The 15,140-nt window shown below is 71.8% G+C and carries 13 protein-coding genes, 1 tRNA gene and 1 pseudogene; 2 read left to right on the plus strand and 13 right to left on the minus strand.

What is annotated here, in order from left to right; all coding sequences use genetic code 11:
* Positions 1–86: 86 nt before the first annotated feature.
* The 5 genes and pseudogenes from ACIP82_RS12740 to ACIP82_RS12760 form a co-directional block, all read right to left on the minus strand.
* Positions 87–794 (minus strand): annotated as a pseudogene (locus ACIP82_RS12740) (NDP-sugar synthase); the annotation flags it as partial.
* 77 nt (positions 795–871) lie between these two features.
* Entirely contained in the window at positions 872–1,864 is a 993-nt protein-coding gene (locus ACIP82_RS12745; RefSeq protein ID WP_363603922.1) for an SDR family NAD(P)-dependent oxidoreductase, read from the minus strand.
* 139 nt (positions 1,865–2,003) lie between these two features.
* Positions 2,004–3,530, minus strand: coding sequence for a hypothetical protein (locus tag ACIP82_RS12750; protein ID WP_363603923.1), 1,527 nt, complete (start codon positions 3,528–3,530; stop codon positions 2,004–2,006).
* A gap of 150 nt (positions 3,531–3,680) precedes the next feature.
* Positions 3,681–5,207 (minus strand): GT4 family glycosyltransferase PelF, encoded by a 1,527-nt coding sequence (gene pelF, locus ACIP82_RS12755; protein WP_400653346.1) that lies wholly within the window; start codon positions 5,205–5,207, stop codon positions 3,681–3,683.
* A 107-nt stretch (positions 5,208–5,314) separates the two neighbouring features.
* Entirely contained in the window at positions 5,315–7,675 is a 2,361-nt protein-coding gene (locus tag ACIP82_RS12760) for a hypothetical protein (RefSeq protein WP_400653348.1), read from the minus strand.
* A gap of 412 nt (positions 7,676–8,087) precedes the next feature.
* Here ACIP82_RS12760 and ACIP82_RS12765 point away from each other — a divergent pair, with 412 nt between their 5' ends.
* Positions 8,088–9,038, plus strand: coding sequence for a tyrosine-protein phosphatase (locus ACIP82_RS12765; protein WP_363603929.1), 951 nt, complete (start codon positions 8,088–8,090; stop codon positions 9,036–9,038).
* A gap of 39 nt (positions 9,039–9,077) precedes the next feature.
* Here the strand turns inward: ACIP82_RS12765 and ACIP82_RS12770 are convergent, their stop codons facing one another.
* From ACIP82_RS12770 to ACIP82_RS12805, 8 genes are all read right to left on the minus strand, one after another.
* Positions 9,078–10,010 (minus strand): RNA polymerase sigma factor SigF, encoded by a 933-nt coding sequence (locus ACIP82_RS12770; protein ID WP_400653351.1) that lies wholly within the window; start codon positions 10,008–10,010, stop codon positions 9,078–9,080.
* Between the two features lie 189 nt (positions 10,011–10,199).
* Entirely contained in the window at positions 10,200–11,162 is a 963-nt protein-coding gene (locus tag ACIP82_RS12775; protein WP_400653353.1) for an RNA polymerase sigma factor SigF, read from the minus strand.
* Between the two features lie 266 nt (positions 11,163–11,428).
* Positions 11,429–11,722, minus strand: coding sequence for a Dabb family protein (locus ACIP82_RS12780; protein WP_363603932.1), 294 nt, complete (start codon positions 11,720–11,722; stop codon positions 11,429–11,431).
* Between the two features lie 79 nt (positions 11,723–11,801).
* Positions 11,802–11,966 (minus strand): hypothetical protein, encoded by a 165-nt coding sequence (locus tag ACIP82_RS12785; RefSeq protein ID WP_363603933.1) that lies wholly within the window; start codon positions 11,964–11,966, stop codon positions 11,802–11,804.
* A gap of 484 nt (positions 11,967–12,450) precedes the next feature.
* Positions 12,451–12,540: transfer RNA gene (locus ACIP82_RS12790), tRNA-Ser, on the minus strand.
* 83 nt (positions 12,541–12,623) lie between these two features.
* Positions 12,624–13,217 (minus strand): nucleoside deaminase, encoded by a 594-nt coding sequence (locus ACIP82_RS12795; RefSeq protein ID WP_400653355.1) that lies wholly within the window; start codon positions 13,215–13,217, stop codon positions 12,624–12,626.
* 39 nt (positions 13,218–13,256) lie between these two features.
* Positions 13,257–13,802: a hypothetical protein gene (locus ACIP82_RS12800; protein WP_400653357.1), complete on the minus strand. Its 546-nt coding sequence runs from the start codon at positions 13,800–13,802 to the stop codon at positions 13,257–13,259.
* 210 nt (positions 13,803–14,012) lie between these two features.
* Positions 14,013–14,249, minus strand: a complete 237-nt coding sequence (locus tag ACIP82_RS12805; protein WP_363603936.1) for a hypothetical protein — start codon at positions 14,247–14,249, stop codon at positions 14,013–14,015.
* A 184-nt stretch (positions 14,250–14,433) separates the two neighbouring features.
* Here ACIP82_RS12805 and upp point away from each other — a divergent pair, with 184 nt between their 5' ends.
* Positions 14,434–15,069: a uracil phosphoribosyltransferase gene (gene upp / locus ACIP82_RS12810; protein ID WP_363603938.1), complete on the plus strand. Its 636-nt coding sequence runs from the start codon at positions 14,434–14,436 to the stop codon at positions 15,067–15,069.
* The last annotated feature ends 71 nt before the right edge of the window (positions 15,070–15,140 follow it).

Here is a 15,140-nt window from a genome sequence, read left to right on the forward strand (position 1 = left end):
TCGACGGCGTCCGGCGCGGTGCGGGCGGCCGGGATCGACAGCTCCGAGCCGCTTCCGGGGACGGCGTACAGGCCCTCGACCGGCTCGCCGGGCAGCAGCAGCGAGCGGTTGACCGCGAACTCCGCGTTGGCCCGGTCGTAGTCGTCCGGGCGGCCGATGTCCAGCCAGTAGCCGCTGAACTCGTAGGCGGACGGCGGGGTCTGCGTGGCCAGCAGGTCCAGCACCAGCTCGTCGAAGCCCAGTGGCAGGCCGGGGGTGTACGAGGCCAGGGCCGAGCGGGACACGCCGTACACGCCCATCGAGACCCGGTAGTCGATGCTCGGCTTCTCCTGGAACCCGGTGATGCGGCCGGCCTCGGAGGTCAGCACACCGAAGTCGATCTTCACCTGGCGGGCGTAGGTGGCGATGGTGAGCGGAGCCCCGGACGCCTCGTGGTGCCTGAGCACCCCGGCGAAGTCCAGGTCGGTGAGGATGTCGCCGTTCATCACCAGGAAGTGCTCGGGCAGCCGGTCCTGCATGGTGAGCAGCGGGCCCATGGTGCCGAGCGGGCTGTCCTCGACGGCGTAGCCGACCCGCAGGCCCCACTGCGAGCCGTTGCCGACGTAGGCGCGGATGATGTGGCCGAGGTGGCCGATGGCGAGGGTGACGGTCTTGAAGCCCGCGGCGGCGAGCTGGCGCATCACGATCTCCAGGATCGCGTGCTGGTCGCCGATCGGGACGAGTGGCTTGGGGAGCGCGGTGGTGTAGGGGCGAAGGCGTACGCCCTTACCGCCGGCCAGGATCACTGCGTGCATGGTGTTTCCCCCACGGATGATGGTGCGACAGGAGCCTTGGAAATCGGTGCTGGCAGGGAGGGAGGAGCGCGGCGGGGTCAGACGTTGTAGAGACCGGTCTTGTAGCGGGCCAGGTTGGCCGGGTCCCGGAAGAACTCGATCGTCTGCTCCAGGCCCTCCTCCAGGGAGAACCGCGGAGCCCAGCCGGTGGCGGCGCGCAGCCGGGTGGCGTCGGCGACCAGGCGCATCACCTCGGAGTTGGCGGGGCGGATGCGCTGCTCGTCCTCCTTCACCGTGAGGTCGACGTCCATCAGCTTGCCGACCAGGGCGACCAGGTCGCCGACCGAGATCTCGCCGCCGGTGCCGGCGTTGAAGGTCTTGCCGACGACGGTCTCGGCGGGGGCGGTGCCGACCGTGCGGAAGGCGTTCGCGGTGTCCTTCACAAAGGTGAAGTCGCGGGTCGGGCGCAGGTCGCCGAGGGTGATCTCGCGCTCGCCGGCGGCCAGCTGGGCGATCACGGTCGGGATGACGGCGCGCATCGACTGGCGCGGGCCGAAGGTGTTGAACGGGCGCAGCGTGACGACCGGGGTCTCGAAGCTGGCGTGGTAGCTGTCGGCCAGCCGGTCCCCGCCGGCCTTGGAGGCGGCGTACGGGGACTGGGTGTTGATCGGGTGGTCCTCGGTGATCGGCACGGTCTGCGCGGTGCCGTAGGTCTCGCTGGTGGAGGTGTGCACCAGGCGGGGGATCTCCAGGTGGCGCACCGCCTCCAGCACGTTGAGGGTGCCGGTGACGTTGGTCTCGATGTACGAGTGCGGGGCCCGGTAGGAGTACGGGATCGCGATCAGCGCGGCCAGGTGGTAGACCGCTTCGGTGCCCTTGACCAGGCCGTTGACCGAGCCCGGGTCCCGGACGTCGCCGAGGACGATCTCGACCGAGTCCAGCACCTCCTCGGACAGGGTCTCCAGCCAGCCGAAGGACGAGAAGGAGTTGTACTGCACCATGGCGCGGACCTGATGACCGTCGGCGACGAGGGTCTCGACGAGGTGGGAGCCGATGAAACCCTCGGCTCCGGTGACGGCGACGCTGCTCATGCTGGGAGTTCGCTTTCTGGGTTCGGGGACGGCCGAGCGGGTTCGTGGCGGCTCGGCCGTGTTCGGTGCTGTTCGGTTCGGCTGTCGTGTGTGTTCAGCGGTGCTGGGGCCAGCGGCGCTGTCGTTCGGCGGTGCTGTCTCAGCGGTGCTTGGTGGTGCGGCCGAGCACAGGCCCGGCGATGGCGGTGAGGACGACGGCCGCCGCCCCGCAGCCGAACAGCTGCAGGAGCGTCGGATCCACACCGGTCAGCAGCCCGGCGCACTCGGCGCCCGCGGCGGCCAGACAGATCAGGGCGGTGCTCCAGCTGAGCCCGAAGGCGTTCAGCAGCAGCGCCAGCCAGAGTGAGCCGCCGAGCAGCAGCAGCGCACCGAGCGCCGGTACACCGAGCGCCGGGGCGCCGGGCCAGAGCACGGTGGCGGCTGCGTCCAGCGCGGCCACGGTGGTGAGGTAGATGAACAGGCAGCCGAGCAGCACGCCGCCGGTGCGGCGGGTGAACTCCCCGGCGGTGTGGCTGGTGCGCAGCGTGGCCACGGCCATCGCCCGGTAGCGGAAGAGCAGCCACTCGGCGAGCCCGAGGCTGAGCGTCAGCGCGATCATGGCCGGCCCGGTCGGGCTGGCGGACGCCCCCTCGGCCGCGCCGGTGCGGACGGCCTGGTGAATGGTGGCACCCAGGCCGGCGATCAGCGTGAGGGTGCCGACCGCCAGGCCGAACAGCAGGTGCGGCAGCTCGTGCCGCAGCGGCAGCTTCAGCACGGTGGCGTCCTGCTCGCTGCGCAGGCAGCGGACGATCTCGCGGGTGGCCAGCCCCGCCGCCAGCCCCAGCGAGGCCAGCAGGACGACGGTCCGGACCACTTGCGGCACGTCCACGGCGAGCACCACCCCGGCGCCCAGCGCGGACGGCGCCAGCGCCAGCAGCAGGAACTTCTCCCGGCCCAGCACCAGCAGCACGGTGGCGGCGGCCAGATAGCCGGACTGCCCGGCGGCGAAGCAGAGCGAGCCGAGCGGCCCGCCGACCACGTACCCGGCGGTGGCCGCGATCAGCGCGCCCAGCGGCGCGCCGACGGCCAGGCAGATCCCGGCCGCCCGGCGCCGGCCACGGCCGAGCCAGGCGTACGAGCGGTGCGCCAGTGCCTGGTTCCAGGACCAGCTGACCAGGGTGGCGACGGAGAGCGCGAGCATCCCCGACGGCAGGCCGAACCGCATCCGGGTGGCCGCGAACAGGTTGGCGCCGAGCAGGTAGCCGAGGCCCGGCAGGGCGAACACCAGGCCGCGCACCACACAGCGCCAGGGGTCGGCCCGCCAGGGGTTGGCGAACTCCGAACTCGGACCGGGGTAGCGGCGCTGGACCTTCTCGAACAGCTCCTCGGCGACGGTGAAGGCGTCGGGGCGGCCGTACAGCAGCCCGGCCTGCTCGTCGGAGAGGCCGTCGGACTCCAGGAAGGCCGCGATCTCGTACGGGTGGACGGCATCGGCGCAGACGTCGGCGAGCCGCTCGGCGAGCTCGTCCAGCGGGTCCGGGGAGAGCTCCAGCTGCTCCTCGGGCTCGGGACGCTGCTCAGGCAGCACCGGCCGGCGGCGCTTGCGCGGCAGGGTGCGCAACTGGACGGTCTGCTCGGCCCACTCGGGGCCGGCCTCGTCCGGAACCAGGCGAAGAGGACCGCTCATGCGCCCACCTCGCTGTGCTCGGCAGCCGCTGCGCGGTACACGCACCTACTGATGATTCGCTTGCTGCGCGCGCTCATGTGCCCACCTCGCTGTGCTCGGCAGCCGCTGCGCGGTACACGCACCTACTGATGATTCGCTTGCTGCGCGCGCTCATGCGCCCACCTCGCTGCGCCGCGCAACCGCCAGCGGGTGCGCCCAGTCCGCGGCGGGTGCGCCGTCGTCGACCGGGATGGCGTCGTCGACCGCGACCACGCCGTTCGGCAGCCAGCGGGCGGTGCCGAGGAGTTCGGTGTAGATGCCGCGGAAGCCGTCGATGTTCTGCCGGAGGGTGAACTGCTCGATCACCCGCAGCCGGGCCTGCTCGCCCAGCCGGGCCCGGCGTTCCGGGTCGCGGAGCAGTTCGAGGGCGGCGGCGGCCATCGGTTCGGGTTCGCGCGGCGGGACGACCAGACCGGTGTCGCCGACGGCCTCGCGCACGCCGCCCACGTCGGTCGAGACGGTGGAACGGCCGCAGGACATGGCCTCGATCAGGGTGAACGGGAAGCCCTCGCTGATGCTGGAGAGCATCACCACGTTCCCCGCCGCGTACGCGTCGGTGATGTCGGCGACGCGGCCTTCGAAGGCCACCGAGTCGGCGATGCCGAGCTCGGCGGCCAGGGCTATGCAGGTGTCGCGGTACGCCTCGCCACCCTTGGGCGTGCCGCCGAACAGGCGCAGTCGCGCCTCGGGTATCTCGTGCCGGACGATCGCGAAGGCCCGGATCAGGGTCTCCAGGTCCTTGATCGGGTCGACCCGGCCGGCCCAGCTGAGCGTGGGCGTCTCCGGCTCCGGCCCGGCCGGCGGGAAGGCGGCGGGGTCCACGCCGTTGTACACGGTGCGGATGTGGGCGGACGGCGTGCCGCCGCGCTCCTCCCAGCGCCGGTTGTACCGGTTGCCGGGGGTGACCAGCGCGGCCCGCCGGTAGCTCTCCTCGGCGAGCATCCGGTAGAAGCCGAGCAGCAGCGCCTTGACCGGCCAGCGGTAGGGGCCGGTGCGGTAGCCGAGGTAGCGCTCGCGCAGGTAGATGCCGTGCTCGGTGAGCAGAAACGGTACGCCGTACTGCTGTGAGGCGATCAGCCCCGGCAGCGTGGCCAGGCCACCGCTGGCGGCGTGCGCGACGCCGTCCTGCGGCGGCTCGACCGAGAGCGGGCGCAGCGCGTGCTCCAGCAGGTCGGTGGCGTTCAGCGCGTCGTGCAGGGTGGGCCGGGAGACGGCGGTGGAGAGGTAGTCGCGGGTCCAGACGTGCTGGAGGGTGCGCAGGGCGCGCTCGCTGCGCAGCGCCGGGCTGAGCAGCCCGCGCCGGGCGAGGTCGGCGAAGCCGTACAGCTCGGTGCCGAAGTGGGTGGTGTAGACCGGGTCCAGGATGGAGTGCAGGAAGCGCTCGTACGCGTTGAGGAAACGGCGCATCTCCTTGCCGCGTGGCGCCCTCGCCTCGGAGGGCGGGCCCCACAGCGGCGCGGTCGTGACGGACCGTACGTTGGCGGGCAGCTCCCAGGCCAGCGGTTCGTGGCCGGTGCCGGTGACGGCGATGACGTCGAAGTCGACGTCCGGCATGCCCTGGACGAGCTGGTCGCACCAGACGCTCACACCGCCGTGCTGGTGTGGATACGTTCCCTCGGTGAGCAGGGTGACGCGCATGCTTGTCCCCCCTCCTGTCCTTGCGTCAAGCGTCCGGCCTGGGTGGCCGGTCCGGGTGCCGGTGGTGGGGCCGGGGGACGGCCCGCCCCCACCACCGGTATCACCTGTTAGCGGGTGCCGGGCTGGCCGGCGGTCTTCCTGGCGGGTTCGGCCTTCCCCCCGGAGGCCTGACCGCCCTTGGCGCCGCCCTTGGCGTTGCCGTTGGTGCTGCTGCTCGTGACGACGCCCTTGCCCGCCACCGGAGCCCCGCTGCCGGGGACCAGCGTCGGGGCGTCGGTCCGGGCGGTGTCGCCCGGGCCGGCCGGGACGGCGTCGACGGTGCCCTGGGGCACCACCTTCTTGTCGGCCGGCGCCGGAGCCGGCACCGCCTTGGCGGCGGCGGACGGCGCGGCGACGGCCGGGGCCGCCGGGGTTCCGGCCGCGGTCAGCTTGAGCGTGACACTGCTCTGCAGCTGACCGGGCTTCACCCAGCCGGACAGCGTACCGGCGTACGCGGTGCCGAACGCGGCCGACCCGATGGTCATCGTCTGGGTGGTGCCGGCCGGCATGGTGGCCTGGACCTGGACGCCGGTCGGGGCGACCACCGTGACGGTCTCGCCGACCCGGTAGGCGGTGACCTGGCCGGAGGCGAGGGCCGTGTTCCAGGCCGCGCGGCGCTGGAACTCCGCGCCGATCTCGCGCTGCGGCAGGTTCACGATCGGCGCGTTGTCGGCGTGCAGCGAACGGTAGGTGGAGAGCACCTTCTCCAGCACCGGGTAGACGATCCGGTCCTCGGACAGGTTCGACTGGTGGACGAAGTGCGGCCGCGGGTCGTTGCTCAGCACGTGGCCGAGGTCGATCCGGGCCTCCAGCGGCACGATGTACGACTGGTAGCCGGTGTTGACGTCCAGCGGCGTGGGCAGGCAGGTGGAGTTGGCGTTGTTCTCGCAGACGCCGCTGCCGCCGTTCGCCGTGCTGGTGTAGATCCAGTTGTACTCGTCCGTCTGCTCCTTCGCCGTGCCGGCGTTGTAGAAGACGTTCATCGGGTAACGCGGCACGGTCAGCACGGACGAGCCGACGGCCCGCTGGGCGGACTCGCGGGAGGCGTCGCTGGCCGTCCACTTGACGCCGTTGGCGGCCAGCGCGGGCGCCAGGTACGGGTTGTCGCTGGTCTCCTGGGGAGCGGTCAGCAGGCCGGAGTGCTCACCGGTGACCAGCTCTGTCTTATCGATGCCCAGGCTGTGCGCCGCGGCCCAGTCGATGTTGTTCTTGACCTGGGACGAGATGGTGGCCTGGTCGACCCAGACGGTGCTGCCGGAGGCGTTCTTGGTGCACTTCCACGGCACCACCGAGACGTCCTGCAGGCAGCCCAGGTACGGGTGCGTGTAGGTGTGGTTGATCCACCGGTAGCTGGTCTGGTCGGCGATCATCTGGTTCACCACCGGGTCGGTGGTGGTGTTGTGGTCGGCCTTCCAGTCCTCGCTGCCGCCGCCGTTGAACACCATGTCCATGGTGAAGTCGTTGTCGGTCTGCCACTGCTTGGCGTGCTGCGCGTCGGCGGTCGTCATCCGGATCGGGTTGGCCGTCTCGGGGGTGCCGGGCGGGCAGGTGACGTCACCGGGGGTGCACTTGAGCACGGTGTCCCAGCGGTCGTCGGCCAGGAAGACGTCGTCCACGTGGGCCGCGAAGTAGTTGCGGTCGTAGCCGAGGTGGACGCCCTGGGTTATCCAGTCGACTATGCCGCGTGCCAGCAGCCGGTACTGCTGCTGGTACTGGTTGTAGACGAAGGTGACGACCAGTTCCTTGCGGCCGTCGTGGCTGTACTCGCCGACCAGCGAGCCGCGGGCGGTGGAGCCCGGGATCGGCACGTCGACCAGCGGCGTGAAGGACGCGCCGGCCGGCAGCGAGCCGAGCGGGGTGGCCAGGTAGCCGTAGCTCTCGCTGACCGCCGGGTCGTTGTCCTCGAACGGGACGGCGCCCTTGAGGTAGCCGAACGGGCCGGCGGTGCCGGCGGTGGTGACCGCCGCCTGGAAGCCGTCGAGGCTGCCCATGTAGCCGGGGTTCTGGGCCCAGTTGAGACCGACGTCCGGGCGGGCGTAGGTGTAGGCGTCGACCTGGCGGACGCCGAAGGCGGCCTCGTAGGTGGCGAGGGCCGCCATCTCGGCCGACCCGGCCGCGAACGGGTTGTCGTTGGGCATCACGACGCCCTGGAACTTCCCGCGCGGCTGCCCGTTGACGGTGTCGCTGAGGAACGCGGCGTCGATCACCGGGCGGTTGGCGTCGTTGAGGTTGATGAGCTTGTAGGGCGTGCCCTGGCTCTTCAGCTCGGCGGCGATGGCCGCCGTCGCGGGCCCGCCGTCGTCGATCACCAGGACCGTGAGGTCGATCCTGGGGGCCGTGGTGACACCGTGTGCGAGGGACGTCTGCAGGCCACCGGCCAGCAGCACGGCCGCCGCGCAGACGGCAACTCTTCGGGTCGCTCGACCCATGTGTGTTCCTCCCCTGGGCAGAGCGCTCCGCTGCTCGGCACTCGCCTGCCCTGTCGCTGTTCGCGGGGCAGCAGACTGCCCGCGCCCATCCTGGTGGAGACTCCGCCCCGATTGGGACCGAAAAGGCGGGAGTGCAGCGAATCTGTTACCAACGTTCATGGCGATGCCATGGAGGCGCCGATTGTGGCCGGAACCGCACTGGTTGCGCAAATAACGAATTGAAAATTAAAGACCGGAGCCGGAGTGTTACCGCTGGTCACGCATCGTATGGCGGAGGCGGTTCGGCGGCACCCTGCACTGGCGGCGTCGCGCATGACACTCTTGCACATCTGCCGCTTCCAGTGGGCAGGTTCATGCAATATCCGGCGGCTTGTGCCATGCCGGAGCCCGAATATCCAATGGAGGCCGTCGCGTGACCGAGCAGCAGACCGAGACCCCCGCAATCCAGCACGCCGGGAAAACGACGCAGCCGTCGGCGCGGGCGGCCGAGGCCGCCCGGACCCTCGGCCTGCGCGGGGCCGTCAACGCCCGTGACCTCGGCGGCTACCGGACGGCCGACGGCCGGCGGTTGCGGCACGGCGTCGCCCTGCGCAGCGACGGCCTCAACCGGCTCACCGACGAGGACCTCCGCCTGCTCGGGGTGCTCGGCCTGCGCCAGGTCGTCGATCTGCGCAGCCTCGACGAGGTCCGCGAGGCCGGACCGGACCGCATCCCCGGCCTGCCGGTCGCCGAGATCGCGGCCGCCGAGCTGTCCGCCACCCCGATCACCGTCGAGCGCACCACCCCGGACGGTGTGACCCTGCACCATCTGCCGGTCTTCGCCGCCCACTTCGACATCTACGTCGCGCTGCGCGACGCCCTGGCCGACCGCAGCCCGGAGAGACAGCGCGCGCTGCTCGGCGACGGCCGGGCCACCGCCATGATGACCGGCCTCTACCGCTGGTTCGTCACCGACCCGGTGGCCCGCGAGCGCTTCGCCACCGTGCTGCGCCTGCTGGCCGCGCCGGACGGGCCGCCGTTGCTGTTCCACTGCTCGGCCGGCAAGGACCGCACCGGCTGGACGGCGGCCGTCCTGCTCACCGCTCTCGGGGTGGACCGCGAGACGGTCTTCGCCGACTACCTGCTGACCAACGAGCGCTCCGCCGCGATCGTGGAGGCCGTCGTGGACGGCTTCGGCACCCGCGGTCTGATGCGGGAGCCGGAGCTGCTGCTCCCGGTCTTCCGGGCGGAGCGCTGTTACCTGGAGGCGGCCTTCGAGGAGGTCGCCTCGGGCTGGGTCACCTTCGACAAGTTCTGGCAGGACGGCCTGGGGCTGGACGACGAGGTGCTGGCGGGCCTGCGCGCCAACCTGCTGGAGCCGTAGGCCGGCCGGGAGCCCGCCCGCCCCGGCCCGGCCGTCGGTTCAGCCCTCGCTGATCAGGCCCTCGCGCAGCTGGGTGAGGGTCTTGGTCAGCAGCCTGGAGACGTGCATCTGGGAGATGCCGATCTCCTCGCCGATCTGAGACTGGGTGAGGTTGCCGAAGAACCGCAGCATGATGATCCGGCGCTCGCGCGGCGGCAGCTTGGCCAGCAGCGGCTTCAGCGACTCCCGGTACTCCACGCCCTCCAGGGCGAGGTCCTCGTAGCCGAGCCGCTCGGCCAGCGGGCCGTCGCCGTCCTCCTCGCCCGGGCTGGAGTCCAGCGAGCTGGCGGTGTACGCGTTGCCCACCGCCAGGCCCTCGACCACGTCCTCCTCGCTGACGCCGAGGCAGCCGGCCAGCTCGGCGACGGTGGGGGAGCGGTCCAGCCGCTGGGCCAGCTCGTCGCCGGCCTTGGTGAGCGCCAGCCGCAGCTCCTGGAGCCGCCGCGGCACCCGGACCGACCAGCTGGTGTCCCGGAAGAAGCGCTTGATCTCGCCGACCACGGTGGGCATCGCGAAGGTGGGGAACTCCACCCCGCGCTCCGGGTCGAACCGGTCGATCGCCTTGATCAGGCCGATCGTGCCGACCTGGACGATGTCCTCCATCGGCTCGTTGCGGCTGCGGAAACGCGCCGAGGCGTACCGGACCAGCGGCAGGTTGAGCTCGATCAGGGTGTCGCGGACGTACGTGTGCTCCTCGCTGCCGGCTTCCAGGGCGGCCAGCCGCAGGAAGAGCGAGCGGGAGAGCGTCCGGGTGTCCAGCCCGGCGCCGGGTGGTGCCTCCGGAGCGGGCGCGGCTCCCGGAACGGCCTCGGGCTCCGGGCCGGTCCCGGGCGGTGCGGCCGGGCCCCGCTGGAGCGGGATCCGGTCGACGGCGACCGCCGTGCCATTGGCCTGACCAGCGTGGATCTCCGCAGTGCCCAGTTCGCCGGACATGCACCCACCCCCTCGTGACTGACAGTTGAACGGGTGCCGTCGCGCGGTGGTTCCCGGCGACGCCCTCCCCCTCCATACCGGAACACGGTCCACGGCAAACCCGAACGTCGCAAGATGTCACGCCTCGGTAACGCGCAGCAATCTTGATCCGGCCGGTCGGTTCGCCGGGTTCCGGCGGGTTTGCGGGGCCTACTCCTCCCAGGAGTTGCCGGTCCGAAGCCGGGTCAGGATGCGTGAGAGCAGCCGTGAGACATGCATCTGGGACATCCCCAGCTCGGTACTGATCTGCGACTGCGTCAGGTTGGCGAAGAATCGCAGCATGACGATCCGCCGCTCCCGCTCCGGCAGCTGGACCAGCAGGTGGCGGACCATGTCCCGGTGCTCGACCTCGGCCAGCGCCGAGTCCTCGTAGCCGAGCCGGTCGAGCAGGGCGAGCCCGCCCTCGTGCTCCTGCGCCGCCTCCAGTGAGGCCGCGTTGTACGCCCGTCCGGCGTCGAGGCAGGCCCGGACGTCCTCCTCCGGGATGCGCAGGCTGGCGGCGATCTCGGGCACCTTGGGCGCCCGCCCGTGGACCACCGTCAGCTCCTCCATCGCCCCGCTGACCTGCACCCAGAGCTCCTGGAGCCGGCGTGGTACGTGCATGGTGCGGACGTTGTCCCGGAAGTACCGCTTGATCTCCCCGAGGATGGTCGGCAGCGCGTAGGTCGGGAACTGCACCCCCCGGGTCGGGTCGAACCGGTCGATCGCGTTGATCAGGCCGATCGTGCCGACCTGGACCACGTCCTCCATCGGCTCGCTGCGGCTGCGGAAGCGGGTGGCCGCGTAGCGGACCAGCGGGATGTTGACCTCGATCAGCGCGGCCCTGACCCGCTCCCGTTCGGGGGTGTCCGGGGGCAGCTCGGCGAGCCGCTCGAACAGCACCCGGGTCAGGGTCCGGACGTCCACGACGGGGCGGCCGCCGGGGCCGCGCAGGCCGTCCGGCCGCAGTTCGCCGGCCGGGCCGATGACGGCGGCCAGCACCTCGTCCCCGGGCTGTGCCGCCGGGCGTACGGCGGCCTGCGCGGGGGGTTGCGCAGGCGGTTGCGCAGGTGGCTGCGCGGCGGATGGTCCGGTGCCGGTGCCCGGCGCACTCCCTGGTGTCCGCACGGACACGTCACCCCTCCCGAAGTCGACAATGATGGGACCTGCGGAGCGGGTGTCGCGTCTCGTTTCACCACCTCGCCATGTCCGGCAAAACCGGTCATAGCATCACAAGGCGGGCGCAGGCGGGCAAGCACCGCGCTGAGGTGTGTTGGTGCCGGGCCGGCGCCGCGCCGGGCCCGGCGGAGGGTGCCCGGAGGGGCGTTCGCGGACAGGGCGAGGCGCCCCGCCCGGGTCTCGGGCAGGGCGCCGCAGGCCGTCCGGGGGGTGCTCCGGGATCAGACCTCGATGTCGGCGATCACCCAGGTGGCGAACTCGCGCCACTGGCCGGCCGCGGCCTGGTGCGCCGGATGGGCGATGTAGGACTGCAGCGTCTCGCGGTCCTCGACCAGGCTGTTGATCGCGTAGTCGTAGGCGATGTCACGGTCGGTGGTGTTCCAGCCGCACTCCCACTCGCGCAGCTCGGGGATGACCGAGCCGAGCGCCTCGAACGCCTTGGCGCCGGCGACCGCGCGCTCGTCGTCCTTGCCGACGCCTTCGTTGAGCTTGAACAGGACCAGGTGCCGGATCACGATGCCGCTCCTAGCGGACGGGGTTTGAGGGTCCCGCCCACCGTAGCCGGTGCCCCCGGGGCCGAACGAGCGACCCCGGCTACTTCACCAGCCCGGTCATGAAGGTGCCGACCGCCTTGGCCGCGTTCGAGATCCCCTCGAACCCCAGCTGCACGAGCTCGGCGGCCCGGGTCGGCGAGGTGATGATCGTGTAGAGCACGAAGATGAGCAGGAGAACCATGCCGATTTTCTTCGCCTGCGCCATCTGATGACCTTCCTCCCTGCCGTGGGTCGCCGCCATTCGGTCCCCGAACGTCCCTCTGCAGTGGCAGCTTATCCACCGGACGGCCCATCAAGTGTGCGACGCGTTCACCCGGCGGGACGAAGGTCCCCGTGAGTGGGGCCTTTCTCCGGGTGCCCGGAGGCGGGTGGTGAAGCAGGATGGGTGATGTGCCGAGGATCTGGCAGGAATCCCCCGGCACGTGGATCCGGAGTTCCCCGCTGTGGGACCGGGCGCCGCGACTCCCCCCGACGCGGCCCCGGTTGTGGGACTCCGCCCGGGGGAGCGGTCATCCCCCCGAACCGCTCCCCCCTCCAGGCTCCGTACTCGCCGGGCGTTGGTGGTCATCGGCCCCGGGTACGGAGCTTTTCCATGTCCGGCGGTCGGCGCGGCGCACCGGCGTGGCGCGGAACGAACGGTGGAACGACGAAGGGCCCCGACCGTCTCCGGTCGGGGCCCTTCGTGATGCTGGCGGTAGCGGTGGGATTCGAACCCACGGTGGAGTTGCCCCCACACACGCTTTCGAGGCGTGCTCCTTTGGCCGCTCGGACACGCTACCGAGGGGAACTCTACCGGACGGGTGGCGCCGTCACGAAATCCGTATCGGGGCGCCCGTTCAACGGCGGGTGTCAGTGGTGGGCGTCAGCGGTGGGTGTCGAAGAACCCGCGCAGCTGCGCGCCGCACTCCTCGGCGAGGACGCCCCGGATCACCTCGGGGCGGTGGTTGAGCCGGCGGTCGCGCATCACGTCGAAGAGCGAGCCGGCCGCACCGGCCTTCTCGTCGAGGGCGCCGTAGACCACCCGGTCGATCCGGGACAGCACGATGGCGCCCGCGCACATGGTGCAGGGCTCCAGGGTGACGACCAGTGTGCAGCCGGTCAGCCGCCACTCGCCCTCGCGCCGTCCGCCGGGCGTGGCGCGGGCGGCCGTCCGCAGGTTCTCGGCAGCCTGCCGGATCGCGACCACCTCGGCGTGCGCGGTCGGGTCGCCGACCGCCTCGCGCTCGTTGTGGCCGCGTCCGATCACCTCGCCGTCCGGGCCCAGGACGAGCGCCCCGACCGGGACGTCCCCGGTGGCCGGCGCCAGCGCGGCCTCGGCGATGGCGAGGCGCATCGGCGCCGCCCAGCGGTCACGGACCGGGTCGGGGCGGACGGGGGCGGGCAGCGGGGCTATCCGCGGGGCTATCTGCTGGAGGTCTGGCTGCGGGTCTGTCTGCGGGGCGGAGGCGGACTGCATGGCATCCAGTGTCCGGCATCCGGCGATGGGCACCGGCCGCTACCGGACCGCCTCCAGGACCTCGCCGCAGCCGAGGGCCTCGGCGATCTCCTCCAGGGCGTCGCCCGGCACCGCGCCCTCGCCGCTGAGGGCCAGCAGTTCGTCGGAGGAGAGCCCGAACTCGGTGAGCAGGTGGGCGTCGCCGAGCGGGCCGACCGGGACGCCGCCCCGCAGGGCGGCCTCCTCCTCGTCCTCCTCCTGCGCCTCCGTCTCGTCCTCCAGCTCGGCGACCAGGTTGTCGAGGTCGCCGAACTCGCTCTCGCCGGCCTGGTCGACCAGCTCGTCGGTGAGGACGGAGCCGTAGGAACTGCGGGCGGCCGCGGCGCCGTCCGACACGAAGATTCGAGGATCCTCCTCACCGTCCACCCGGACGATGGCGAACCAGGCATCCTCCTGTTCGATGAAGACCAGGACGCTGTCGTCGCCCTGCGAGGCCGCGCGGGCGAGATCCGCCAGATCGGCCAGGGTTTCGACGTCGTCGAGCTCCGTCTCGCTCACATCCCACCCGTCCTCGGTGCGAGCAAGCACTGCAGCGAAGTACGCCACCAGGGACACTCCCAGATCTCGGTCTCGGCTGTCGGCGCGTTTGGGCAACGCGGAATCTGGCCGCCCCCGCGCCAGAGGCGGTCCGCTGTTCGGACCGTCCCATCGGAATCGTGACAGAAAGCCCGCCTTTGCGGGGGGTGTTCTGCAGCGCGTCTTTGCAGGTCGTGTCGGAAGCGCCGGCCGGGAGCCGGTGGACGGCCGTCGGGCCCGTCAGATTCGGAAGGTTCGCATCCGCATGGCTTCGCGCATGCGGCGTTCCTTGGTCCGCCGGGGCTGGACCCGCTCGCGCAGCTCGCGTGCCTCGGCGAGTTCGCGCAGGAACACGGCCCGCCGCTTGCGGCGTTCCGCCTCGGTCTCCGGATGGTCCGGGGGCGGGGCCGAGAGGCCGCCCGACGGGCCCGTGGGCTCGTCCGCCGAGCCGTCCCCGGTCCTCGGGTTGCTCGTCATAAGAGGTCACATTCCCAAATCGGCCCGATTGATACCACAGGAGGCCTTTCCGTCCTCACCTTCTCGGTGCGTCACGGCGTGTCATGACTGAGTGAGCCCGGCGGGGCACCGGGTCGGCCGCCGGGTCATCCGGGCGGGTCGCGGCGTGTCGTACGGGTGTCCGGTCCCGGGCTATCGTCGAGACATGCGGATCCACCTCGTCGACCACCCCCTGGTCGCCCACAAGCTCTCCACCCTGCGCGACGAGCGCACCGACTCACCGACCTTCCGTCGCCTCACCGACGAGCTGGTGACCCTCCTCGCGTACGAGGCCACCCGGGACGTCCGCACCGACGAGGTGGAGATCACCACGCCCGTGGCGGTCACCACCGGCACCCGGCTGAGCTACCCCCGCCCGCTGGTGGTGCCGATCCTCCGGGCCGGCCTGGGCATGCTGGACGGGATGACCCGGCTGCTGCCGACCGCCGAGGTGGGTTTCCTCGGCATGGTGCGCAACGAGGAGACCCTGGAGGCCTCCACCTACGCCACCCGGATGCCGGACGACCTCTCCGGCCGCCAGGTGTACGTGCTCGACCCGATGCTGGCCACCGGCGGCACGCTGGTCGCGGCGATCCGGATGCTGATCGAGCGGGGCGCCACCGATGTCACCGCCGTCGTGCTGCTGGCCGCCCCCGAGGGCGTCGCGGTGATGGAGAAGGAACTGGCCGGGATGCCGGTCACCGTCGTCACCGCCGCCGTCGACGAGCGGCTCAACGAGAACGGCTACATCGTTCCCGGCCTCGGCGACGCGGGCGACCGCCTGTACGGCACCGCGGGCTGAGCACCTCTTCCACCTCGTCCTCGGACACACGAGAGCCCCCCGGCCGGCCGGGGGGCTCTCGTCCGTTCGAG

Origin of the sequence: Kitasatospora sp. NPDC088548, assembly GCF_044753005.1 — a bacterium.
GTDB lineage: Bacteria > Actinomycetota > Actinomycetes > Streptomycetales > Streptomycetaceae > Kitasatospora.

Coding starts and splice junctions, on each gene's coding strand:
- pelF (WP_400653346.1), bottom strand. CDS start 5,207: ATGCGCGTCACCCTGCTCACCGAGGGAACGTATCCACACCAGCACGGC.
- ACIP82_RS12750 (WP_363603923.1), bottom strand. CDS start 3,530: ATGAGCGGTCCTCTTCGCCTGGTTCCGGACGAGGCCGGCCCCGAGTGG.
- ACIP82_RS12770 (WP_400653351.1), bottom strand. CDS start 10,010: ATGTCCGGCGAACTGGGCACTGCGGAGATCCACGCTGGTCAGGCCAAT.
- upp (WP_363603938.1), top strand. CDS start 14,434: ATGCGGATCCACCTCGTCGACCACCCCCTGGTCGCCCACAAGCTCTCC.
- ACIP82_RS12760 (WP_400653348.1), bottom strand. CDS start 7,675: ATGGGTCGAGCGACCCGAAGAGTTGCCGTCTGCGCGGCGGCCGTGCTG.
- ACIP82_RS12805 (WP_363603936.1), bottom strand. CDS start 14,249: ATGACGAGCAACCCGAGGACCGGGGACGGCTCGGCGGACGAGCCCACG.
- ACIP82_RS12795 (WP_400653355.1), bottom strand. CDS start 13,217: ATGCAGTCCGCCTCCGCCCCGCAGACAGACCCGCAGCCAGACCTCCAG.
- ACIP82_RS12745 (WP_363603922.1), bottom strand. CDS start 1,864: ATGAGCAGCGTCGCCGTCACCGGAGCCGAGGGTTTCATCGGCTCCCAC.
- ACIP82_RS12785 (WP_363603933.1), bottom strand. CDS start 11,966: ATGGCGCAGGCGAAGAAAATCGGCATGGTTCTCCTGCTCATCTTCGTG.